Annotated in this window: 24 protein-coding genes, 1 tRNA gene and 1 pseudogene; 11 read left to right on the top strand and 15 right to left on the bottom strand. The window is 58.6% G+C overall.

Annotated elements, in window-relative coordinates; genetic code table 11:
• Positions 1-518 precede the first annotated feature (518 nt).
• From FHT92_RS01300 to FHT92_RS01285, 4 genes are all read right to left on the bottom strand, one after another.
• The gene (locus FHT92_RS01300) at positions 519-1,109 is read right to left on the bottom strand and encodes a hypothetical protein (protein WP_183743721.1); all 591 of its coding nucleotides are present in this window, start codon (positions 1,107-1,109) and stop codon (positions 519-521) included.
• Positions 1,110-1,304: 195 nt separating this feature from the next.
• Positions 1,305-1,802, bottom strand: a complete 498-nt coding sequence (gene gpt / locus FHT92_RS01295) for a xanthine phosphoribosyltransferase (RefSeq protein WP_183743719.1) — start codon at positions 1,800-1,802, stop codon at positions 1,305-1,307.
• A gap of 168 nt (positions 1,803-1,970) precedes the next feature.
• Complete coding sequence (locus FHT92_RS01290) at positions 1,971-2,813, bottom strand: universal stress protein (RefSeq protein WP_183822076.1); 843 nt, start codon at positions 2,811-2,813, stop codon at positions 1,971-1,973.
• A gap of 99 nt (positions 2,814-2,912) precedes the next feature.
• Entirely contained in the window at positions 2,913-3,689 is a 777-nt protein-coding gene (locus FHT92_RS01285) for a competence/damage-inducible protein A (RefSeq protein ID WP_183822073.1), read from the bottom strand.
• Between the two features lie 221 nt (positions 3,690-3,910).
• Between FHT92_RS01285 and wrbA the strand changes: the two genes are divergently transcribed.
• The 4 genes from wrbA to FHT92_RS29590 all read left to right on the top strand — a co-directional run bounded on the left by wrbA (position 3,911) and on the right by FHT92_RS29590 (position 7,310).
• Positions 3,911-4,507, top strand: coding sequence for an NAD(P)H:quinone oxidoreductase type IV (gene wrbA / locus FHT92_RS01280; RefSeq protein WP_183743712.1), 597 nt, complete (start codon positions 3,911-3,913; stop codon positions 4,505-4,507).
• Between the two features lie 148 nt (positions 4,508-4,655).
• Positions 4,656-4,741: transfer RNA gene (locus FHT92_RS01275), tRNA-Leu, on the top strand.
• Between the two features lie 354 nt (positions 4,742-5,095).
• Entirely contained in the window at positions 5,096-6,880 is a 1,785-nt protein-coding gene (locus FHT92_RS01270) for an adenylate/guanylate cyclase domain-containing protein (protein ID WP_183822071.1), read from the top strand.
• 298 nt (positions 6,881-7,178) lie between these two features.
• Positions 7,179-7,310 (top strand): hypothetical protein, encoded by a 132-nt coding sequence (locus FHT92_RS29590; RefSeq protein WP_281412846.1) that lies wholly within the window; start codon positions 7,179-7,181, stop codon positions 7,308-7,310.
• 31 nt (positions 7,311-7,341) lie between these two features.
• On the opposite strand, the gene FHT92_RS01265 is transcribed toward FHT92_RS29590, so the two are convergent.
• Entirely contained in the window at positions 7,342-7,704 is a 363-nt protein-coding gene (locus tag FHT92_RS01265) for a VanZ family protein (RefSeq protein ID WP_183743708.1), read from the bottom strand.
• 195 nt (positions 7,705-7,899) lie between these two features.
• Here FHT92_RS01265 and ilvA point away from each other — a divergent pair, with 195 nt between their 5' ends.
• The 3 genes from ilvA to FHT92_RS01250 all read left to right on the top strand — a co-directional run bounded on the left by ilvA (position 7,900) and on the right by FHT92_RS01250 (position 11,011).
• Positions 7,900-9,150: a threonine ammonia-lyase gene (gene ilvA / locus FHT92_RS01260; RefSeq protein WP_183822070.1), complete on the top strand. Its 1,251-nt coding sequence runs from the start codon at positions 7,900-7,902 to the stop codon at positions 9,148-9,150.
• Positions 9,151-9,186: 36 nt separating this feature from the next.
• A complete protein-coding gene (locus FHT92_RS01255; protein WP_183743704.1) occupies positions 9,187-9,516 on the top strand; it encodes an HlyU family transcriptional regulator in 330 nt (109 codons plus the stop codon).
• A gap of 223 nt (positions 9,517-9,739) precedes the next feature.
• Complete coding sequence (locus FHT92_RS01250; protein WP_183822068.1) at positions 9,740-11,011, top strand: diguanylate cyclase; 1,272 nt, start codon at positions 9,740-9,742, stop codon at positions 11,009-11,011.
• A gap of 18 nt (positions 11,012-11,029) precedes the next feature.
• On the opposite strand, the gene FHT92_RS01245 is transcribed toward FHT92_RS01250, so the two are convergent.
• Complete coding sequence (locus FHT92_RS01245) at positions 11,030-11,806, bottom strand: SDR family oxidoreductase (protein WP_183743700.1); 777 nt, start codon at positions 11,804-11,806, stop codon at positions 11,030-11,032.
• Between the two features lie 107 nt (positions 11,807-11,913).
• Here FHT92_RS01245 and FHT92_RS01240 point away from each other — a divergent pair, with 107 nt between their 5' ends.
• A complete protein-coding gene (locus FHT92_RS01240) occupies positions 11,914-12,492 on the top strand; it encodes a TetR/AcrR family transcriptional regulator (protein ID WP_183822066.1) in 579 nt (192 codons plus the stop codon).
• 49 nt (positions 12,493-12,541) lie between these two features.
• Here FHT92_RS01240 and FHT92_RS01235 read toward each other — a convergent pair whose 3' ends face one another.
• Positions 12,542-13,156, bottom strand: coding sequence for an FMN-dependent NADH-azoreductase (locus tag FHT92_RS01235; RefSeq protein WP_183743696.1), 615 nt, complete (start codon positions 13,154-13,156; stop codon positions 12,542-12,544).
• A 139-nt stretch (positions 13,157-13,295) separates the two neighbouring features.
• Between FHT92_RS01235 and FHT92_RS01230 the strand changes: the two genes are divergently transcribed.
• Positions 13,296-14,264, top strand: a complete 969-nt coding sequence (locus FHT92_RS01230; protein ID WP_183822063.1) for a LysR family transcriptional regulator — start codon at positions 13,296-13,298, stop codon at positions 14,262-14,264.
• Between the two features lie 187 nt (positions 14,265-14,451).
• Entirely contained in the window at positions 14,452-15,009 is a 558-nt protein-coding gene (locus tag FHT92_RS01225; RefSeq protein WP_183822061.1) for a DUF2087 domain-containing protein, read from the top strand.
• A 41-nt stretch (positions 15,010-15,050) separates the two neighbouring features.
• On the opposite strand, the gene FHT92_RS01220 is transcribed toward FHT92_RS01225, so the two are convergent.
• The 4 genes and pseudogenes from FHT92_RS01220 to FHT92_RS01205 form a co-directional block, all read right to left on the bottom strand.
• Positions 15,051-17,039: a bifunctional 2',3'-cyclic-nucleotide 2'-phosphodiesterase/3'-nucleotidase gene (locus FHT92_RS01220; protein ID WP_183822059.1), complete on the bottom strand. Its 1,989-nt coding sequence runs from the start codon at positions 17,037-17,039 to the stop codon at positions 15,051-15,053.
• A gap of 143 nt (positions 17,040-17,182) precedes the next feature.
• Positions 17,183-17,497: pseudogene (locus FHT92_RS01215) on the bottom strand (PilZ domain-containing protein); the annotation flags it as partial.
• Between the two features lie 86 nt (positions 17,498-17,583).
• A complete protein-coding gene (locus FHT92_RS01210; protein WP_183743688.1) occupies positions 17,584-18,465 on the bottom strand; it encodes a DMT family transporter in 882 nt (293 codons plus the stop codon).
• A 70-nt stretch (positions 18,466-18,535) separates the two neighbouring features.
• Positions 18,536-18,997 (bottom strand): Lrp/AsnC family transcriptional regulator, encoded by a 462-nt coding sequence (locus tag FHT92_RS01205; RefSeq protein ID WP_007813006.1) that lies wholly within the window; start codon positions 18,995-18,997, stop codon positions 18,536-18,538.
• 157 nt (positions 18,998-19,154) lie between these two features.
• On the opposite strand from FHT92_RS01205, the gene ald reads away from it, so the two are divergent.
• Positions 19,155-20,273: an alanine dehydrogenase gene (ald, locus tag FHT92_RS01200; protein WP_183822057.1), complete on the top strand. Its 1,119-nt coding sequence runs from the start codon at positions 19,155-19,157 to the stop codon at positions 20,271-20,273.
• 16 nt (positions 20,274-20,289) lie between these two features.
• Here ald and FHT92_RS01195 read toward each other — a convergent pair whose 3' ends face one another.
• From FHT92_RS01195 to FHT92_RS01180, 4 genes are all read right to left on the bottom strand, one after another.
• A complete protein-coding gene (locus FHT92_RS01195; RefSeq protein WP_183822055.1) occupies positions 20,290-20,796 on the bottom strand; it encodes a DUF1203 domain-containing protein in 507 nt (168 codons plus the stop codon).
• A 98-nt stretch (positions 20,797-20,894) separates the two neighbouring features.
• On the bottom strand, positions 20,895-21,455 hold the full coding sequence (locus FHT92_RS01190; protein ID WP_183822053.1) for a GNAT family N-acetyltransferase: 561 nt from the start codon (positions 21,453-21,455) through the stop codon (positions 20,895-20,897).
• A 5-nt stretch (positions 21,456-21,460) separates the two neighbouring features.
• A complete protein-coding gene (sseA, locus tag FHT92_RS01185; RefSeq protein WP_183822051.1) occupies positions 21,461-22,330 on the bottom strand; it encodes a 3-mercaptopyruvate sulfurtransferase in 870 nt (289 codons plus the stop codon).
• A 17-nt stretch (positions 22,331-22,347) separates the two neighbouring features.
• Positions 22,348-23,085, bottom strand: a complete 738-nt coding sequence (locus FHT92_RS01180) for an alanyl-tRNA editing protein (protein ID WP_183823793.1) — start codon at positions 23,083-23,085, stop codon at positions 22,348-22,350.
• Position 23,086 lies beyond the last annotated feature (1 nt).

The following is a 23,086-nucleotide window of genomic DNA, read 5'->3' as shown; positions in this document are numbered from 1 at the left end:
CGTGCAGCCGGTGCTCGTTCCGTCTTGTGACAGGATTGTCATTCGGAGATGATTTTCCTGTATCTTGTGGTGAGGCTGGCTGCAAACGCTAAATATAGTGTTAACAGCTTATTTTTACCAGTCCCCGATGTCGTTTTTTGAGGCTGGAAAAAGGCGCAAAACTCTCCTCGGGCGTTACCGCCTTTGACGGCACAACACCCTGACTTTGCGTTCAATTTTCCTGGGAGAACCGGGCTCGTTACTTCCGGTTCAGTCGCCGCCGCAACATCTGACACATTAAGTTTGAAACAGCTGATTCCGTCAAGGGGTGGAACGTAACCGTTTGCTAACCACAACATCTTGTGGATGTCCTTGTGGAGACTGGGGAAAATCCTGGTAAACCTGAAAATACAAAGGCTTGCGAGGACGATTTAGTGAAGGAACGGGCGAATTGTTAGAAAAATCGACTAAGGCAAAAGTTAGGATGGCTTTTGCGGCGTAAATGCGCATGCCGATTCGGCAACGGAGGTCAGCCCGGTTTAGAGGGCGTCGATGGCGATCGTGACGGTTGCGGTGCCGATCGGAATGCCCTTCTCGTCGGTGACGACGAAGCTTGCCTGAGTCTCCAGAAGCTGCGTTGATTCATCGCGTTCCGCCCGGCCAATATAGATATCCTGCGAAGCGAGCGAGAAGGTTTTCAAAAACTTGTCCTCGTCACCCTGCCAATAATCCGTGGTGATGCCGCTCTGGCCGACATTGAGCCCGTGGCAGTCGGTGACGAAGAATTCGAGGATCGTTCCCTGCGAATCGTCCTGCTTCGACTTGAGGTATTGCGAGACGGACTTCGCCATCAGTGCCTTGACCATCTGCAGGTCGCCCCGCGCGACCTCCGCCCGGTAGGTCTCGTCCAGCACCCGCATATCCATTTCGCTGACATCGCCGAATTTGCTATTCTGCTCTTCGATCGCTTTCACGACGAGCGGCATTTCGACCGTCGGCCGGACGAGTTTTTCGACATATTCGCGTACGATGCCGACATAAGCCGGCTCAGCCCCCGCAGGAGTATAAAGAAACAGGCAGCCGACCAACCCGGAGGCGGTTGCCATTTGAAATCTGCCCAAGCGTGCCATCAGCTTCCCCAACCCACTCAGCCGCATTTTGATGCCCGATCTTTCTGCGGCCGGTAGTTGCTTGACCTTATGCTAATAAAATAAAATGGATGTTACCGGCTGGGGGCAGAAAATAGCTGTCGGGAAGACGAAATTTGGAACAATTTCGAATTGTAAATTGGAAATTGCTCTTTCGAATGCGCGTCCAAATTATGCCTAGTCGCGTGGACCTTTGGCGATCGGTTCCTGATAGGTGAAGCCCATGTCCCAGGGGAAGTAGATCCAGGTGTCCTGGCTGACTTCGGTGACGAAGGTATCGACCGTTGGTACGCCCTTCGGTTTGGCGTAGACGCAGGCGAAATGCGCCTTTGGCAGCATGCCGCGCACCTGGGCCGCGGTCTTTCCGGTATCAGTGAGGTCGTCGACGACGAGCACGCCTTCACCGTCGTTTTCTGCGAGCTCGGGTGCTATGCCCTTCAGCAGTACCATGTCGCCTTGGTTGACGTAATCGTGATAGGAGGCGATGCAGACGGTTTCGATGAGACGGATGTTCAACTCGCGCGAAATGATTGCCGCCGGAACGAGGCCGCCACGAGTGATACAGACGATCGCCTTGAACTCCTGGCCGAGACCGGCGAGCCGCCAGGCAAGCGCTCGCGCATCGCGGTGGAACTGATCCCAGGAAACGGGAAAGGCTTTATCGGGAAGGGACATCGGGCTGCTCCGCGGCATGAAGAAACGACACGCCGTTGGCCGGCGACCGGGCGGACATCGGCTGGCAAAACGCAAATCGCGCAGCCGGAACTGCGCGATGGATGCCGAAGCCTGATATCATCGGTCGCCGCAATTAGCGGGATTTGGAGGCAAAAGGCAAGAGCAGCCTCAACGCGAGAGCAATGTCAGCGCGGTCATGGACTGCAGAAGCGTCTTCGTCGTCCCACCGAATATCGCCTGCCAGAGCCAGGAATGTGTGTAGGCACCCATGACCAGAAGGTCGATGCTATCGTCCGAAAGCCGGTTCTCGATAATGTGCGACGCGTTCTTGTCACCGCTTTCGGCCGTGGCAAGCGTCACATTCACGCCGTGGCGGGCAAGCGTTGCAGCGATCTCGGCGCCTGCAGTCGTCGCCGATTGGGTTGCGGTTTCTGCCGGATCGACGGAGAAGATTTCCACGGCTTCGGCAGCCTTCAGGATCGGCAGCGCATCGAATGTGGCGCGCGTTGCTTCCTTTGAACCGTTCCAGGCAATCAGCACGCGCTTGATCGGCTTCGGCTGGCGGATGATGTAGGGGATCATCAGTACCGGGCGACCGCTTTCGAACAGGAATTCATCGACATCCACGTGACTGTCGGAGGGTCTTGCGGGATCTGCTTGCGAGGCGATCAGCAGGTCGGCGCTGCGCGCGCTTTCGATCAGCGGCGCTGAGCCGTATCCCGTCGACGTCGCAAAGGCACGCCATTCAAAGGAAGCGCCGGCCGCCTCCGCACGGGCACGGAAAATCCGCTCGACCTCGATGGTCTCTGAATGGGCCATGTCCTGAAGCGCCTGCACGGCGACCGGATCGGGAATTTCCATCGGCGCGACCAGCGGCACGGCGGCGATCGTTTCGGCGTGCAGGCCGATCACATGGGCGCCGCTTTCTGCGGCAATGGCAAAGGCGAAATCGGCGACGGCGGCGCTATTGTCTGTTGTATCCAGAATGGCGAGAATGGTTTTATAAGACATATCAATTCTCCTTTGCGGCTGAAATGATGGTCCGCCAGGAAAGGAATGCGCCGGAATGCGGTGCAGTTCCTTGACCACGGTCAAGACCGTATCCCGTCCTCACGCTTCCGCGGAATGGTTTTCGGCAAGATCCTTCCCGCGTCTGATGTCCTCGATCATGGCTTGCACCTGCGCACCTGCAGCCTCGATCACGTCCTGCGAGCGGCCGCGCACCACGATCTCGGTTGAAAATTTGTGCCCCACATAACGCGGATAGGAACCGATGCTGGTTTCCGGATGGGCCTTCTGGATCGCCGTCAGCGGCGTGCCGATCTCGCCTTCGCCATAGGGGCAGGCGATAGCGAGCGAGAGGACGGGCGTGCCGGTCCTCAGCGTCGGCAGCACATTGTCGACCATGGCCTGGAAGACCTGCGGAACACCTGCCATCACATAGACGTTGCCGATGATGAAGCCGGGCGCGGTCGACACCGGATTGGCGATATGGGCAGCCCCGCGCGGCATGCGGGCCATACGCTGGCGAGCCTCGGTGAATTCCATCTCCCGGCGCTTGTACATCTCGGCAAGCAGCACCATCGCCGCAGCGTCATGCTCGCAGGGAACGCCAAAGGCCTTCGCTACGGCATCCGCGGTGATATCGTCATGCGTCGGCCCGATGCCGCCCGACGTGAAGACGTAGTCGTATTTGCCGCGAAGCGCATTCAACGCTTCGACGATCGCATCTTCCTCGTCGGCGACGATCCGAACCTCTTTCAGGTCGATCCCCGAAATGGTCAGCATGTCGGCGAGGTGGCCGATATTCTTGTCCTTGGTCCGGCCGGAAAGAAGCTCGTCGCCGATGGCTAGCATGGCGGCGGTAACGACAGTCTCATTGCTCATAGGGATATTTCCGTGGGGTGAAGCTTGGAAATAGGTAGCGTCGTTTGGCCGCTTTGCAAACGGCAAAGCGACGCGGCTCAAGTGTCGAAACGAAACGGCAAGTGAAATCTCGTCTACAGGCGGTGAACAGTGAGTTCTTGCGCGCAGGACTATGTTGAACCGGATGCGCTGGTAGAACGGTCGCGGTCACGAAATTCAACCAGTCCTCGTTGGAGATAACTATGGCGAAGATTCTCGTCCTCTACTATTCGGCTTATGGCCACATCGAAACCATGGCTTATGCCGTAGCCGAAGGCGCGAAGTCCGCCGGCGCTGACGTCGTCGTCAAGCGCGTTCCGGAACTGGTTTCCGAAGAAGTCGCCAAGGCTTCCCACTACAAGCTCGATCAGGCAGCCCCGATCGCCACAGTCGACGAACTGGCCGATTACGATGCGATCATCGTCGGTGCCGGCACGCGCTTCGGCACGGTGGCATCGCAGATGCGCAACTTCTGGGACCAGACGGGCGGCCTGTGGTTCACCGGCAAGCTTGTCGGCAAGGTCGGCTCGATGTTCACCTCGTCCGCGACCCAGCATGGTGGCCAGGAATCGACGATCCTCGGCTTCGTCCCGACCTTCCTCCATCAGGGCATGGCCTACGTCGGCCTTCCTTATGCCTTCCAGGGTCAGATGGGCACGGAAGAAGTAAAGGGCGGCTCGCCATACGGCGCATCCACCATCACCAACGGCGACGGCTCCCGCCAGCCCTCGGCAATCGAACTCGAAGCCGCCAAGTACCAGGGCGCGCACGTCGCCAAGATTGCTGCGAAACTGGCTTGAGCTTCGCCAAAATCAGTTTTGAGACGGCGGTCCCTTGGGCCGCCGTTTTATTTTTGGCACAAAGTTATCGGCAGGTTTCGCAAAACGTGGGGGTTGTCCTGCAAACAAAACTTGACGAATCCGCCTAAGTCGTTGATCTGGACGGCGCGCGAGCGTGGCGAAATTGGTAGACGCAAGGGACTTAAAATCCCTCGGCCTTAGGCTGTACGGGTTCGATCCCCGTCGCTCGCACCACATTGAATTATCGTTTGAAAAGCAGCTTATCCTCCCTCGAACAGAAATCCCGACATTTCCTGGGGGAGGGGCAGCCGCGGCGCGGACGCGGAGACTGGGCCAAACAGGCCATAACGTTGTTGGATGGATTTCCAGCAAACTCTCGGACTGCTTGTCGACTTGCAGATATGGTCGATTTTGCAAAGAAAGTATGGGCCTCATCTATGTTCACGGATGTCGAAGCGCTGGCTGCTTTGCCTGCCTCGCATTATCAGTGGGCGCTAATTTAGATAGGCGTTCGCAACGGCCTGCGGTAGAATGGGCAGAGGCCGCCAATTCCGGTCTGGCCATCGCGAATCCGTTGTTGGCAAATCGATGAAACAAAGACTAGCAGCAGTCCTGGCGGCCGACATGGCAGGTTATAGCCGGCTGATGGAGGCGGACGAAGCAGGCACGCTCGCCCGCCTCAGAACGCATCGGATAGAGTTGATCGACCCTGCCATCGCCAAGAACGAGGGCCGCATCATCAAGACGACGGGCGACGGCATGCTGGTCGAATTCCAAAGCGTGACCGACGCTGTGAGATGCGCCATGGAAATCCAGCAGCGCATGAAGCGGCGCAATTCCGACGTGCCGCAGGATCGACGGATCGAATTCCGGATCGGCATCAATGTCGGCGATATCATTTTCGACGACGATGACATTTTCGGCGATGGTGTGAACATTGCCGCGCGCGTCGAACAACTAGCCGATGTCGGAGGCATCTGCATCACGGCCGCGGTGGCGACGCAGATTGCCGACCGGCTAGAAGTGGCCATCGAGGACCTTGGCGAGAAGGCACTAAAGAATATCAGCCGTCCGGTTCACCTTTACCGGGTCGGTGTCGACGCCGCCGTCCTGGCGCCCACAGCGGATGCCGCGGACGCCAAGCGGTCCGCTTCCAAACCCACGATCGTCGTTCTGCCCTTCAACAACATGAGCGGCGATCCCGAGCAGGAGTTCTTCGCAGACGGTCTGACCGAGGATATCCTCACCGAGTTGTCGCGCCGTCACGAGCTGTTCGTCATCTCGCGCAACTCCAGCTTCGTCTATAAGAACCAGCCCGTCAATGTGCGCGAGGTGGCCGAGAAGCTCGGCGCCCAGTACCTGGTCGAAGGCAGCGTCCGGAAAATCGGCGACAGGGTGCGCGTCACGGTCCAGTTGATCGACGCGGTCAACGATGCCCATGTCTGGGCGGACAAATACGACCGCAAACTCGACGACATATTTGCCATCCAGGACGAGGTGACGGCCGCGATCGCCGCCACGCTTCCCGGGCGCGTCGAGGCGGCCCAGCGAGACCAACTCGCCCGCACGAAGCCGGCAAACATGGCCGCCTACGAATGCGCGCTCGCGGCCAAGGTGCTGCACCACAGAAGCAGCCCCTCGGACAATGCGCAAGCCCAGGCGTTGATCGACAGGGCCATCGAACTCGACCCAGGCTATGCGCATGCCCATGCCTGGCGCGCTTGCATCCTCGGGCAGGCCTGGGTGAACGGCTGGTGCAGTGACAAGGATGCCGCTTGGGCGCAGGTCAATTCCGAGTTGGAGCGGGCGCTTGCGCTCGACGATAACGACGCCGACGTGCATCGCATTCTCGCCGCGGTCAATGTCAACAACAACCAGCTGACGACAGCACGCTATCATCAGGAGCGCGCCCTCTCGCTCAACCCCAATTACGACCTGGTGGTGGTTCAGCAGGGCGAGTTGCTGACTTGGCTCGGCCGGCCGGAAGAAGGAGTCGAGTGGATCCGCAAGGCCATGCGGCTCAACCCGCATCATCCGGCACGTTTTTGGAGTCACCTGGGAAAGGCCCATTTCACCGCCCGGCAATATGGCGAGGCGATCGAGGCCTTCATGCATCTTTCCGCCATGGACCACGTCCAGCACGCTTTCGTCGCGGCCTGCTATGGATGGCTCGGCGATGATATTGCGGCATCCGCACATATGAGGCAGGTCAACGCGCTTGCGCCCGAATTCGGCATCGAGCCGTTCCTCGCTACGCTGCACTACACCCAAGAATCCGATACGCAGCATATCCGCGACGGGCTGATCAAGGCCGGTGCCGGCGAGTTCGTCTCAACGGCCAGCGACGTAGAAAAACGCAAGAACCTTGGCTGAATTCCAGATCTCTCGACAGTGGGTTATCCTCGACTGAGGGCGGCGCCGTCGAAACGCGCCAGCAGCTTTATGCTGAGCGCTGACTCCGGTAATTAAGCAGCGGATTCCGTCAACGCACACCCATCGGCCTTAGCCTATACGGGCTCGATCCCGTCGCTCGCGTTACCTTTATAAATCCGTTCGAATATGCTTGTATAATGTGAATAAACCATAGGCAGCGCTTGTCTATGGCCTTAACGGTGCAAAAAATGTGGGCACTGTGCGGTTGAGTAAGTGTTGTCTTAGTGGGAGTAAGACGATGGTTTACGACTGGGATGGAGCAAGAACGCGGCGCATCAGGCTCTTCAAGATGAGCGCCTTTCTATTGTTGGGAACGACGATGGCGGTGGTGCCGCTGTTCTTTTGGACATTGCAACTGCGCGGGCTTTGACGTGCCGGACGCGTGTCAGCGTCCCGGCAAATTACGCGGGGGCGTTCGCCCCGGTTTTCGTTTCACGCCATTTGTTGAAGACCCAGCCGACGATTAGGCCGAGTGCTGCGCCTGCTGCCTTGATGCCTGCATCGTGAAGGCGCGCATGCCGCGTCGGCGACAGGTACTGCAGATATTCGATCGCGAACGCACCGAAGATCAGCAGCACGGCAACCGCCTTCCATTGTTTCGGATAGGCGAGAGCAAAAGTCAGCCCTGCTGTCAGGTAAGCCGCGGCACGGTCGATGTCAGGTGTTTCGATCGTGTGGGGTCGCAATTCGATCGGCGAAACTGTGACGAATAGGATGAAGGCGAAAAGAAGCCATGCCAGCAGCTTTGTGATCTTGGGTGTCATCTTGCTGTCATATTAGTAATTGCTGCGCGACATCAAGTTAAAAGCCGTCCACCTGACCCGGATATTGGGCGCAATTAGAAGACGCGCTTAAGGAAGCCTTTCATCAAGCGAACCGCAAATGGCGCAAACGGGCTTCTTTCTGTCGGTTGCCTGTGTCATAGCGACGTCTGGATTTTTGAAAATGGACGAACGCCCGTGACAAGACACGATGTCGAAGGCGCAGAAGAGGCAATGCGCAGCCTTTTCCCTGCTACGCCGCTGCAGCTCAATGACCACCTCTCCGCCCGCTATGGCGCGGATATCTGGCTGAAGCGCGAGGATCTTTCGCCTGTTCGCTCCTACAAGATCCGCGGCGCGTTCAATTTCTTCCGCAAGGCGATTGCCGAAGGTGCGGGCGGCAAGACTTTCGTTTGTGCTTCTGCCGGCAATCACGCGCAGGGCTTCGCCTTCGTCTGCCGCCACTTCGGCGTGCCGGGCGTCGTTTTCATGCCGGTCACCACGCCGCAGCAGAAGATCGACAAGACCCGCATGTTCGGCGCCGGCTTCATCACCATCGAGCTCATCGGGGATTTCTTCGACCAGTGCTATCAGGCGGCCCGCGATCACGTCGAAGCGATCGGCGGCGTCATGGTGCCGCCTTTCGATCATGTCGATATCATCGAGGGCCAGGCGACCGTTGCTGCAGAAATCATGCAGCAGCTTCCCGAAGGCACGGTGCCCGACATGGTCGTCCTGCCGGTCGGCGGCGGTGGCCTTGCCGCCGGCATCACCGGTTATCTCGACGGCATCGTTGCGAAATCCGATTTTATCTTTACCGAACCTGCCGGCGCCCCGAGCTTGCGCCGCAGCCTCGAAGCCGGGCAGGTGGTGACGCTTCCCAAGGTCGACAATTTCGTCGACGGCGCGGCCGTCGCCCGCATCGGTGACCTGAATTTCGCGGCCCTGAAGGACTTTTCGGTCGAACAGGTCAGGCTGATGCCGGAAAACGCCATCTGCGTTACCATCCAGGAGATGCTGAACGTCGAAGGTGTCGTGCTGGAGCCGGCTGGCGCCCTGTCGCTGACGGCGATCGCCGCCATGGATCGCGAGGCCATCAAGGGCAAGACGATCGTCGCCGTCGTCTCCGGTGGCAATTTCGATTTCGAGCGGCTGCCCGATGTCAAGGAAAGGGCGATGCGCTATGCCGGCCTGAAGAAATATTTCATCCTGCGCCTTGCCCAGCGCCCCGGCGCACTGCGCGATTTCCTCAATCTTCTCGGGCCGCATGATGATATCGCCCGCTTCGAATACCTCAAGAAATCGGCGCGCAATTTCGGTTCGATCCTGATCGGTATCGAGACGACGGCCCCGGAGAATTTCGTAACGCTGGTTGCCAATTTCGAAAGCGCGGGCATGGGCTTTGAGGATATTACCGAAAACGAGATCCTCGCAAACCTGATCATTTGACTTTGCGTCAACTGCACTGCGTGCTAAAGGCGGATTATGGCTTCGTTCCTTTCAAACATTCTTTCGGTCTTCTCCGGCGGTGGCAAATCCTCGAGCGAGGCAGCTGCGGGTCCTTCGGGTGAGCCTCAGCTCTATGGCGATTGCACCATCTATGCCGAGCCGCAGAAGGAAGGTGGCCAATATCGTCTGGCCGGCCGCATCGAAAAGAAGGTCGGTGAGGACGTTCTCGTCCGCAAGTTCATCCGCGCTGATCTCTTTTCCTCGTCGGATGATGCGATTGAATGCACGGTGCGCAAGGCGCAACAGATTATCGATCAGCACGGGCCTTCGCTTTTCAGCGATGGCGAGAAGCTTCGTCAGGTCTAACGGCAAGCTTAGTCCGAACTGACATTTCCCGTTGTTTTTCAAAACTATGACAGCATTTCCGTGACGGAAACTGCTGCTTTGCTCACCTAATCTTAAAGGATTATGGTGAAGGTGGCGCCTGCAGGTTTTGCAGGGCACCGCTTGTGTTTGAGCTTTCCGGACGATTGAACAGAAGATCCGCCGCGGCGGCTGCGGCTTGCACTCCTGTTGTGGGTGGAGGACTGTGATGGAGCTTTTCAACTCCGCGCTCTTCATCTTCGAAGCCATCGGCTATTTCGTGCTGATGGTCAGCCTCCTGCATTTTCGCCATCGCCTCGGATTGGGCGTCTTCCTGACGGCGCTCGGCGTCATGCATTTCATGGAGACGTATCTCGCAGCAGTTTTCTATGTTTCCCTGCCGTTTGGGAACGTCTCGCCGGGTTCTTCAGTATTCTTTTCCGGCAAGCTGATGATGATCCTTATGCTCTACCTGCAGGAGGACGCGGCGACCGTTCGCCAGCCGATCTATGGTCTGTTTCTCGGCAATCTTCTGACCGTCGCCATTGCCTGGGTGCTGCAGCTTCATCAGCCGCTGGAGCTGTCGCCCGGTCATCCCGCTGACGTTGACTTCCTCAAGGAGATGGGCTGGCTGATGGTCTGGGGCACGGCAATCCTCTATCTCGACTCGCTCGGAATCATCCTGCTTTACGAGAAACTTGGCGATTTCATGCGCCGGCGCGTGGTGCTGCGCTTCATGATCTCCGGGCTCGTGCTTTTGACCTTTGACCAGATCTGTTTCTTCAGCGGTCTTCATTATTTCGTGGGCGTTCCGACGGCTGCCTTCTGGGCGGGATGGGAAGCCAAAATGCTGGCTGTCTGCCTCTATTCCCTGATGTTTGCCGTCTACGAATACTATGTCCGCCGGGACGGCGTTGCCGCCTCGGCCCGCTCGATCAGCGACCTCTTCGGCGATCTAACATTTCGCGAGCGCTACAACGATCTTCTGGAGCGCACCGGCCGCGACATCTTGACCGGCGTCTATGACCGCAGCCGCATGGAGCTGGAGGCGCCGCTGATGGTACGCGAGGCGCTTCGGCAGGGCCAGTATGCGACCGTTCTCATCATCGATGCCGACCATTTCAAGGACGTCAATGACGGCTTCGGCCATCTTCAGGGCGATGAGGTTCTGAAGGCCATTGCTTCGAGGCTCGGAACGACGCTCCGCTCCAGCGATCGCATCTTCCGCTTCGGCGGTGAAGAGTTCGTCGCCGTCTGCCCCGGCACAGGCCATGAGGAAGGCTTGCTGTTGGCGGAGCGCCTGCGCTGGACGATCGAGACCAGTGTGAAGACGCCGGATGAGGCGTCGGTATCGGTGAGCATAGGGGTTGCGACCGCCGACGAAGATGGCATCAGCTTCACGACCGTGCTGTCTGCGGCAGATAGCCGCCTTTACGATGCAAAGAAGAGCGGCCGCAATTGTGTCGTCGGCCGCTCCGGAGTGGTCAAGATCAGCTAGAGCGCAAATCCGTCTCGCTCAGGCGGTTCGGAAGATCTTGGCGCCGGAGGGAGCGCTCGTCATGCCGCCATCGACAGTGATCTCAATCCCCGTGACATTGCTGGAATCATCCGAGGCGAGATAAAGCGCAGCCTTTGCGATCTCGTCTGCCTCGCTCATGCGGCCGAGCGCGCTCATATTCCCGAGCTTTTCTTCGAGTGCCGTCATTGCATCCTCCGTCTGCGCGTAGGGCGACCAGATCGGCGTGCGCGTACCGCCAGGCGTTACCTGGTTGACGCGGATGCCGCGCGGTGCAAGTTCAGAGGCGAGGTTGCGGGTCATGGAGCGTACAGCACCCTTCGTGGCGGCGTAGGCAGACCAGCCCGGCGCACCGAGAACGGCGTGAACGGAACCATTGAGAATGACCGAGGCGCCATCATTCAGATGCGGCAGTGCGGACTGAACCGTGAAGAAGACCGAGGTCAGGTTGGTGCTGATGATCTTCTCGAACTGTTCCAGCGAGGTCTGGCCGAGCGGCGTTGCGCCGCCGATGCCGGCATTGGCAAAGACGATATCGAATTTGCCGACATCGGAAGCAGCTTCGGCGAAGACCTTCTCCGCGGCCGCAACATCGGTGAGGTCGATCTTCAGCGCCAGCACATCGCCGCCAAGCGCTTTCTTGGCCGCTGCGAGCGTTTCCGGGTTACGGCCGGTAATGATGACCTTCGCGCCTTCGGCAACGAAGACCTTGGCGGTGGCAAGCCCGATGCCGCTGTTGCCGCCGGTAATGAGTGCGACCTTGTTCTTGAGACGCATGGGAATGGCTCCTATTGGAAAATGTCTCGATCTGGATTATAATCGATATCTACAAGGATTACTATCGTAATCCAGATAAGTCAAGTCCGTATGTCGAGAGATTTTCAATGGGTCATTCGCAGCTGGAAAAGCAGAAAACGCACGACAGGATCGTTGAGATCGCCTCTCGGCGTCTGCGGGAAAAGGGACTCGAGGGGATCGGCGTCGCCGACCTGATGAAGGAGGCCGGGCTCACGGTCGGCGGCTTCTACAAGCATTTTGCATCACGCGATGAGATGGTGGCGGAAGCCATGAAGCTGGCTTTCGGGTCCTGGGAAGCGAAAGTGCGGTCAGAGGGCAGGGCGCCGGCAGATATTCCGATCGCGGAATATTCCGCCAATTACCTGAGCGAGGCCCATCGCGATGACGTAAGCGGCGGCTGCCCTTTTGCTGCGCTGACCGCCGATCTTGCCCGCAGCGGCGAGAAATGCCGGTCGCTTGCGACCGAGCAGCTGAAGACGAATCTCGGAAACATGACAGACTGTATGAGCGCCGCCGACGAGGCTGAGGCGCGCCGCAAGGCAATCATCGTCTCGTGCCTGATGACTGGCGCGCTCGGCCTTGCGCGCATCGCGGACGATGAAAAACTCTCCGACGAAATTTTGGAAACGGCCCGCTCCTTCGTCAATGATTTTTCTGCAAAATGAAAGGGCCGGCTTGCGCCGACCCCGAGTAGAACTTTTCTGAGTTTAAAGCTTAGGCAGCAAGAGCAAGCTCTTCGACGCGCGACTTGGCAGCGCCGATGGCCTTTTCGGCAGCTTCCGGGCCAAAGGCGAGGCCTTCGACATAGATGGTTTCAATATCGGTTATGCCGAGGAAGCCGAGAACCGATTTCAGGTAAGGCACGGCATGGTTCATGCCGGCGGCCGGACCCTGGGAATAGACGCCGCCCGAAGCAAGGACGACATAGACCTTCTTGCCGGTGGCGAGGCCGACCGGGCCGCTTTCGGTATACTTGAAGGTGAGGCCGGCGCGGGCCACGTTATCGATCCAGGTCTTCAGCGAAGAATAGATATTGAAGTTGATGAGGCCGGTGCCGATGACGATGCTGTCGGCTGCGAGCAGTTCATTGACCAGTTCGTCGGAAGTCTTGACGGCAGCAGCTTCCTGGGCGGTACGGGCTTCCGGCGGCTTGCGAATAGCGGCCGTAAATAGATCGTCGATGTGCGGAAGCGGATTTGCGGCAAGGTCGCGGCGAACGACGACGCTACCCGGGGCCTGAGCCTTGAGCTTGTCGGCAAGCTCGACAGCGATCGACGTGGAAAGCGACTCGGAACGCGGGCTGGACGTCAGAAGAAGAATGGAAGACATGGTTGAATTTCCTCTCGAATTGGTTTCAGCGACCGATTGGGAGCGGCAAATCGCTGTGTTCGAGAGAGAAATAAGGCTGGTCTAATATCGAAAAAACTGGGATAATGTCGATCAAAATTATCGATGGATTGGATGGAAGATGCTTCCCAACCCGACTCTGGATCAATTGCAGGTTTTCCTGACGGTCGCCGAAACCGGCAGCTTCTCGGCCGCTTCGCGCGTGCTGAACCGGGCACAGTCGGTCATCAGCTACACGATCGCCAATCTGGAAGCCCAGCTTGAAATACCGCTCTTCGAGCGTTCAGGCGCCCGCCAGCCGAAGCTGACGGATGCCGGCAAGGCGATGCTGGAAGATGCCCGTCGCATGCTGGCCGACCTCGAGGTGATGCGCGCCCGCGTGAAAAGCATTAAGCAGGGGCTGGAGGCCGAGCTTTCTCTGGCGATCAGCGTCATGGTGCCTGCTGATGCCGTCATGATGGTGCTACGCGAATTTCGCGAAAAATTCACCGGTGTTGCGCTGAACCTCAACGTCGGTGAGCTCGGCATGGTCATGGACATGGTGATGAACGACAAGGCTGATATCGGCGTCGGCGGCGCGCTTGTCAGGCAGGAAGATTCACTGATAGCCGAAAAGATCGGCTATTCTTTCATGGTTCCTGTCGTCGCGCCGGATCATCCGCTGGCGCGTATCGAAAGGCCCTTGACGCTGGCCGATGTGCGCGAAGAGATCCAGCTCGTGGTCTCCGATGCCTCCGGGCTTACCAAGGGGCGGGATTTCAATGTTCTGTCCTATAGGACATGGCGCGTCAGCGACATTGCGACCAAGCACCAGCTCATCAAGGGTGGTCTCGGTTGGGGTGGCTTGCCGGTCTCTCTGGTTGGTAACGACATCATGAAGGGCAATCTTGTCGCCATCAAGCTGGAGGCCTACGAGCAGGGCGAGTATCCGGTCTACGCTATGCACAAGGCCGCCAGCCCGCCGGGCCCCGCCGGCAGGTGGCTGGTCGAGGCTTTTCGCAGGCGGCTCGCCATGTGCCCGAGCCACGGAGAAATGGTCAGTATGCTCGGCATCGACGAACTGCATGCGATGCCGGAGGCTGCAGAGTAGCCACAAGCTTGACGGGTTTCCGGCCTTTGCTATAACGGCGCCACGGTCTGCAGTTCACCGAGGCGTCGCCGTCCCGCAAGGGAAGCTAAACCTGCTCCAGAAGATCATCAGCACTTGTCCTGTGCCGAAGTCGAAAGCCGGCGACCACCGACACCTTTTTCAGGGAACGGCGCGTTGAGGATAAGACGTGACCAGATCTATCTTTCCAATGGAAATCGCCGATCTTTCGGCTTTTGCCAAATCTCTCCGCAAGCAGATCGAAGCGCTCGCTGACAAGCCGAGCCATGTCGAGATGCTCAATCTGCTGACCCGCGCGGCGGGTTATCGCAACTACCAGCATTTCCGCAGCGTGGCGCACTCCGCAGAAGTCCTGAAGGACTGGAGCCTGAAGCTGGATACCCAGCCTTTGCCGGACGAAGAGCGTGTGCAGAAGGCATCGCGCCATTTCGACGGCAACGGTCGACTGATCCGCTGGCCGGGCAGAAGGGGGCTGCAGGAGCTTTGCCTATGGTTCTTGTGGTCGAAAATACCAGCGGATGCGGAACTGACTGAGCGTGAAATCAGCGACTTGATAAGTCGCCTGCATCTCTTCGGCGATGCCGCACTGCTGCGCCGCGAGCTTTTCGACTTCGGGCTTGTCCACCGCACCCGCGATGGCAGGCAATATCGCCGGATCGAAAAGAAGCCGCCGGGTGAACTCGGGCTGCTTCTTCGTCGCATCGAAGCCGAGGCAGAAATTGCGTGAGCAAAAAAGGGCGCGGTTGAAGGAACCGCGCCCCTGCGGTTTTAGAGAACCAGCCTGAACTTCGCGAAGCCCTCGGCACCTTCGCCGGCATCCTCGATCTTCACGCTCTTGACGTCGGCAAGGTACTGTTTGGCTTTCGGGCCGCTTTCGAACACGACGGTCGTGCCGGGCAGGGGCTTGAAGGTCCAGTTGCCGTCGGCGGACGGGTTGATCGTGCCCTGATCATGGATATAGCGGACGATGACATCGCGGTTGGTATCTGGCGCCTGGAAGATCACCTTGTCGGAGGCGATGTCAGGGAAACTGCCACCGCCGCCAGCACGATAATTGTTGGAAACGACAACGAACTTCTGCGCCGGATCGATCGGTTTGCCCTCGAAGGCCAAGTTCTGGATTCGGTTGGAGTCCGGATTGACGGCCTTGCCCGACGAATCATATTTCGGCGGCTGCGACAAGTCGATCTGATAGGTCACGCCATCGATGACATCGAAATTGTAGGACGGGAAGTCGTTGTTGAGAAGGACTGCGTCCTTCGCGCCGGGCTCGATGTGATTGAACATGCCGGCGGACATTTCCAGCCAGTTCTTCACCTGCGCACCGGTGATGGCGACGGCCTGAACCGTATTCGGATAAAGGTAGAGGTCGGCGACATTCTTGATGGCGATATCGCCGGCCGGAACATCCGTATAATAGTCCGCACCGCCGCGGCCGCCGGCCTTGAAGGGGGCTGCAGCGGAGAGAACCGGCAAATCCTTGAACTGCGTATCGGCGAGCATCTGCTTGATATACCAGGTCTGAGCCTGCGAAACGATCTGTACGGAGGGATCGTCGGCGACCAGCGCAAAGTAGGAATAGAGCGGCGCGGAGGTCTTGCCGACAGGCGTGCGGACATAAGCAAGCGTTGCCTCATGCTCTGCCTTGGCGGCCTCGACCACTTCCTTCTTGTCAGGGACGTCGGCAACCACCTTCTTCTTGTCGTCCCGATGGTAGATCGGCCGTGCTTCGGAGGTGAAGGCGACGATTTTCCAGCTGTTGCCGTCCTTCTCCAGCAGCAGGTCGATCAGACCGAGATGCGAACCCCAGAAGCCGGCCATGACGGCGGGCTTACCGTGCAGCGTGCCCTTGACCGGATCGGCATTGGCAATCCCATCCCAGGTTTTCGGGCCGGGGAAGACCAGATGCTGGTGACCGGTGAAGATCGCGTCGATACCCTCGACGGCTGCCAGATGGAGCGAGGCGTTTTCCATTTTCTCAGACGGGCCTGAGCCATCGATGCCGGAGTGGGAAAGCGCAATGACAATATCGGCGCCGGCTTCCTTCATGACCGGCACCCAGGCCTTGGCGGCCTGAACGATATCGCGCGTCTGCGCCTTGCCTTCGAGGTTCTTGATGTCCCACAGCATGATCTGCGGCGGCACGAAACCAATGAAGCCGATTTTAACAGGGCTTTCATTGCCGGCGCCGTCCTTGATCCGCTTTTCGACGATGATGTAGGGCTTGAAGAACAGATCATCCTGCTTCGGATCGGAGGCGAGCTGGCCCTTGGTCAGGTTGGCGCAGACGAACGGGAAGTTCGCGCCGTTCAGCACCTTGAACATGAAGTCCAGGCCGTAGTTGAATTCGTGGTTCCCGAGCGTGCCGACCGTATAGCCGAGCGTGTTCATCGCCTTGATGACCGGATGCACGTCGCCATCCTTCATCCCATGCTGATAGGCCACGTAATCGCCCATGGGATTGCCCTGCAGCACGTCGCCATTATCGATCAGCAGCGAGTTGACGGCTTCCGCGCGGATCGTGTCGATGATCGTTGCGGTGCGCGACAGGCCCATCGTGTCGTTCGGTTTGTCGGCATAATAGTCGTAGGGGAAGACGTTGACATGAATGTCGGTCGTTTCCATCAGCCGCAGATGCGCCTGGTTGGCCGCAGCTCGCGCACTGAATGGGTGCAGCAGCACCAGAGCGGAAGTGGCGGCAAGACCGCCGAGCAGGGAACGACGGCTCATTGCAGGCACATCGAAAATGGAAGGCATGGAAACACTCCTTTTGACATCATGCATCAACGGTTCGATGAACTTAGGATGATTGGCAAAGGAGTACATCGCGAAAATGACAGAATGGCAAAGACGATGCCGCCAAAGCGGCACCATGCTGGAGAGCTTTACCGAACGCGTGGCACTTCGCGATGGAAGAAGCGGAAATAGGAGGCAATGAGCGCGCGTGCATTGGAATTGGCGTCGAACTGGATGCCGACGCGACCATTATGTGTCCAACGGATGACGCCTTCGAGTAGGCCGAGATTTTCAGCTTCGATGCGAACCTTGCTGCCCGAAGCCGCATAAAGCGGCGCCTTGACTTCGAGTGCAGCACCCGTAGCGGAAATATCAAGGATGCGGGCATCTACCTGGTTGTTCAGATAACGGATCTTGCCAAAAACGCGGCAACTCCTGCGGTCGGCCTTGCGGGCCGTGATCTTGAGATTGCGTATCATGCTTACCCCGTGACGAATTCGGGAGGAGCATATGCAGCGAAGATTGAAATGCCTTTAGGCGCTTATTTAAAATTAGCGCGAAAGTCTCAATTCGGGACGACGGCCCTCCGCGCCACAACATGTTCGCGCCAAACGGTAAAGATGCCCGCCGCAACTACGATGATCGAACCGGCGATCATGTTCAGCGTCAGCGTCTCCCCGTAGATCAGCACCCCGAGGATCGAAGCGTAGACGAGTTGGATATAGGTGAGCGGCTGCACAGCGGCGGCATCGAGACTGTCATAGGCGCGGATCAGGAAATAGTGGCTCGAGGTGCCGGTCAGGCAGACGGCCAGCATCCACATCCAGTCCCAGCCCTGAACCGGCGTCCAGTAAAAAGGGCCTGCAAGCGTCATGACGAGAGCCCCGACGACCCCCGTATAGAAAAAACTCGTCATCGCCGAATCCTGCCGGCTCACGTAGCGGGTGGCGATCACGTAAAGCGCGAAGTTGATGCAGGAGACGACGGCAAGAAGCAGGTTCACGTCGAAGAACCCGCCCTCCGGCTTGAGGATCAGCAAGACGCCGCAAAGTCCGACACCGATTGCCGTCCAGCGGCGCCAGCCAACCCTTTCGCCAAGCAGTGGAATGGCAAGCAATGCGACGATGATGGGGGTGGCGGCAAAGATTGCCTGCGAATGCGCCAGCCCGATCAGCGCAAAACAGGTGATTGCCAGCACCACTTGCGCCGCAAGCAGAACACCGCGTGAGATCTGCAGAAAAGGATGTTTCGTGCGGGCGGTGGCGGCGATGCCACCGCGCATTTTCGCGGCCAGAACGACGGTGAACAGGCCGAAGGCCCAATAGCGCACCATCGTCACGAAGATAGGCGAATAGGCTGAACCAAGATGTTTTGAGATCGCGTCCTGCAACGAAAAGATCGTCAGTGCCAGGAGCAGGAAGATATAGCCGTGGGTTTTGGATTTCATGTCTAGCCGTTAAAGCGGGAGATACCCGCTGCGCCAAGCTAGGGCAGGTTTCCAAGGGCTTTGCAAGGGCTCAGAGGCCGACATTCGGCCTGTCGATAATTTCGCGCAGCGCAAAGCTCGAGTTGATCTTCACCACATGCGGCAGCGCCGAAAGCCAGTCGCGGTGGATGCGCTCATAATCTTCCAGATCTCGGGCGGCGACCCGCAGGATATAGTCGTACTCACCGGACATCAGGTAGCAGACGAGCACGTTCGGGCAACGTTTCACTGCCGCCTCGAATTCCGACAGCGTCTTGGCGAACTGGCCGGACAGCGAGATGTGCACGATCGCGATCATCTTGTAATCGAGCGCCTTGTGCGAAAGCCGCGCATGATAGCCGCCGATGACACCGCTCTTTTCGAGAATATCGAGCCGTCGCGAACAGGCAGAAGGCGATAGTCCCACCTTGTCGGCGAGCTCTGCATTGGTGATGCGGGCGTTAATTTGCAGCGCCCTCAGAATCGCAAGATCGATACTATCGAGGTCAGACATTCGAAGAACATTCGAAAAATGGACGGTTAGCGCAATAATCGCCGGAACTTTGCTGAAACGCAAATCCTCTTTGCAAGGACATTTCGCGGCCTTGGTGGTTGGATTTGGGGCGAGAAAACGCTCCGCGGAATGCGGACATAAAATGAGAGGAACGCGAATGCGTGTCGGTTGCCCGAAGGAAATCAAGAACCATGAATATCGCGTCGGTTTGACGCCGGCTTCGGTCAGAGAATATGTCGCCCGCGGCCATGAAGTCTGGGTGGAAACAAAGGCGGGCGCCGGCATTGGTGCCGATGATGCCGCCTACGTGGCTGCTGGCGCGAAGATCGCCGCCTCTGCCAAGGATATTTTCGAAAAGTGCGACATGATCGTCAAGGTCAAGGAGCCGCAGCCCCCGGAATGGGCGCAGCTTCGCGACGGTCAGCTCCTTTACACCTATCTGCATCTTGCGCCCGATCCGGAACAGACCAAGGGTCTGCTCGCCTCCGGCGTTACGGCGATCGCCTATGAGACGGTAACGGACGATCGCGGCGGCCTGCCGCTCCTTGCACCGATGTCCGAAGTCGCCGGCCGTCTGTCGATCCAGGCCGGCGCAACCGCGTTGCAGAAGGCCAATGGCGGCCTCGGCATCCTGCTCGGTGGCGTGCCCGGCGTTCTCCCGGCAAAGGTCGCGATCATCGGCGGCGGCGTAGTCGGCCTGCACGCGGCCAAGATGGCTGCCGGTCTCGGCGCCGATGTCAGCATCCTCGACAAGTCGCTGCCGCGCCTGCGCCAGCTCGACGACATTTTTAACGGCCGTATCCACACGCGCTATTCCAGCATTCAGGCACTGGAGGAAGAAGTCTTCTCTGCCGATCTCGTCATCGGCGCGGTGCTGATTCCGGGTGCTGCCGCACCGAAGCTCGTCACCCGCGAAATGCTCTCTGGCATGAAGAAGGGCTCCGTGATCGTCGACGTCGCGATCGACCAGGGCGGCTGCTTCGAGACCTCGCATGCAACGACCCATTCCGAGCCGACCTATGTCGTCGACGGCGTCGTGCATTATTGCGTCGCCAACATGCCGGGCGCCGTTCCCGTCACGTCAGCTCACGCGCTGAACAACGCAACGCTCGTCCATGGTCTGGGGCTTGCCGATCGAGGCTTGCGCGCCATTGCCGAAGACAAGCACCTGCGCAACGGCCTCAACGTCCACAGGGGTCGCATCACCAACAAGCCGGTCGCTGACGCGCTTGGGTATGAAGCTGTGGCGCCGGAAAGTGCGTTGAACGTAGCGTAAACCAGCTGACTCAAGGTCAGATGAAGGCGCCGTCCGCGAGGGCCGGCGCTTTTACTTTGTCGATCCGACACTGGTAGCAATTGTTACGCGCCGAGCGCACATGCACATAAGCGATATCGGACCGAGCGAGCAGTTCCTCCGCATAGGCCGGAATCTTGTTGATCGCCGTCACCGCGCCAGTGCCATAAACAATCCTGTCGTTCTCACTATAACCTCGCACAATGAAGTCGCGGCTCGTGGTCAGGACGGGGGGTAGGATTTCGTCAGCGGAATAGCGTTGGCAGGGCTGTTTGTGCAGAAAGATCGGGCCGGTTTCCGCATAAGGCTGCAGCTCCGGAAAAGGCCGATAGGCGAAGACGAAAAGCTCTTCGCCGTTGTCGATATTCCTCAGGCAATGCCGGCAGGGATAACCCTCGCCATCGGAAACAAGCGTTTCCGGCAAACGATCATAGGCGTCGCGTCCGCCATTCCAGAGTGCTTCCGCTTCTGCTGAGGGCATGGCGGAAAATTGAATGCTGTTCATGGCAAATCTCCTCGTGAGCTTTGCCATAGTGTCTGCGCTTCAAGCCGTCTAAACCACCCGATTCTTGCCTGAACCGACGGAGCTCGGGACCAGCGCGATCAGCCTCTTCTGGCTAGCTCCAGCAATTCCTTGTCGCTCAGCGGACGAACGATCCCGGTTCCGGTAGAGACGGGTGAGAAGCCGAACATCTGATAGAGCTGTAATGCCCGCGGATGGTCGAGATTATTGGTCGTCGTCGTGACCTTCTTCGGGTTCAGCGTCCAGATAGCGTAGAGAGCCTGAAGCAGGAACCATTTGCCGATGCCAAGCCCGAGCGCGTGCTCGATGAGCCCGAAATGGGAAAGCTCGATCGTATCTTCGTCCTGGCAAAGATATTCGTAGAAGCCGGCCGGCGCACCGTTGACGTAGAGTACGCTGATATTGTTGCGCTTGTCATGCAGCGCTGCCGTAAGCTCCTCGTCACTCATCCTCAACCGATCGACCCACTGCCAGCGCGCGCCGACCTGACGGTAGAGATAGCGATAGAAGGCCAAGGGAATACCAGGCGCGCGCATGATTGCCGTCTGGATATTGACGGGCACTGGCAGGCTTGCCTTCGGCGGCGCAACCATTTCAAGCCGCGTGATATGGGCCTTGAGCGAGGCGGGCGTCTTTCCCATGGGCATCAAGCTTTGACTGGTTCCGGCGGGCCGGTGACGACGGGCGTATCCTCGCGGCTGCCCCATTCGCTCCAGGAGCCGTCATAGAGCTTGTTGTCGGTATGCCCTAGCGATTCCAGCGCCAGCGTGATGATGGCAGCGGTAATGCCCGATCCACAGGAGGTGACGACTGGCTTGGAGAGGTCGATACCTGCATCCTCGATCGTCTGTTTCAGTTCCGGCAGCGATTTGAAGCGGCCTTGATTGGCAAAGACGCCTGATGGCAGACTGCGGGCGCCGGGCATATGGCCGGAGCGCATGCCGGCACGCGGTTCTGGCTCGGTTGCTGCGAAACGGCCCGCGCTGCGAGCATCGGCGATCTGCAGCGCAGGGCTGGAAACGATATCGCGCATTTGCTCGAGATGGACGACGCGGCTCGCATCATAATTCGTCTTGAAGGCGGCTGGAGCATAGTGCGGCACTTCCGTTTCGAGCGGCCGTCCCTCAGCCTTCCAGCCGTCCAACCCGCCATCGAGCACGAAGACGTTCTTGGCGCCCATCACCCGGAACAGCCACCAGACGCGCGGCGAGGCGAACATGCCGATACCGTCATAGACCACGATCCGGTCGTTCTCGCCGATACCGAGCTTGCCGACTTCCGCGGCGAAATAATCGGGCGAGGGGATCGTGTGCGGCAGGTTCGTCGAGTGGTCGGCGATCTTGTCTTGATCGAAACGGATGGCGCCCGGAATATGGCCGGCGGCATATTCCGCATCGGCGTCACGCTTCTGGGCCGGAAGATAGAAGGATGCGTCGAGCACGCGCAGATCGGGCTTGCCGAGTTCAGCTTGCAGCCAGTCGGCCGCGACGACGAAACGGCTCTTGGTCTCGCTCATAATGATCTCCCCAGATATCACGCTTGTTCGCCGGGTGTGCCGAAGCGAATACGGAAGCGCCGGTTTTCTTTGCCTTTCTTCTCGATCTTGGCAATGTGAATCTGGCCGACTTCCTGTGTTTCCGAAACATGCGTGCCGCCGCAGGGCTGACTGTCGACAGCAGAATTCTCACCGATGCAGACGAGGCTGACACGGCCGAGGCCGATAGGCGGGCGCACGTTTTTCGATTTGACGATGCCGGGATTGGCAGCAAGCTCCTCATCCGTAATCCACTGAACATAGACCGGATGGTTCTGGTTGACGAGGTCCATCAACTTCGCCGTCACTTCGTCCTTGTCAATCGTGTCAGTCATGTCGAAATCGACGCGGCTTTCATCCTCGCCAACGGCAGCGCCGGTGATCGGATAGGAGCAGACGACGGAGAGGAGATGGCAAGCTGTATGCATGCGCATCAACCTGTAGCGGCGCGGCCAGTCGATGTGCAACACCAGCTTTTCGCCGGTCTCCGGTCGCGGCTGGCCTTCCAGCGGCACATGAATGACAATGTCCTTGGTGGCGCCATGCTTTGCCTGGCCAAGTTCTATCCTGGAGCCATCGATACGTTCGAAGAAGCCGGTGTCGCCCGGTTGCCCGCCTGATGTCGCGTAGAAGCAGGTTTGGTCCAGTTCAATGCCCCCGTCTTCATGAACGGCCGTGACGACTGCTTCGCATGTAGAAAGATAGAAATCGTCACGGTAGAGGGCATTGACTGGCATT

The organism is Rhizobium sp. BK377, assembly GCF_014193935.1.
Lineage (GTDB): Bacteria > Pseudomonadota > Alphaproteobacteria > Rhizobiales > Rhizobiaceae > Rhizobium.
The sequence above is the reverse complement of the archived record's forward strand: the minus strand, read 5'-3'. Positions and strand labels throughout refer to the sequence as shown.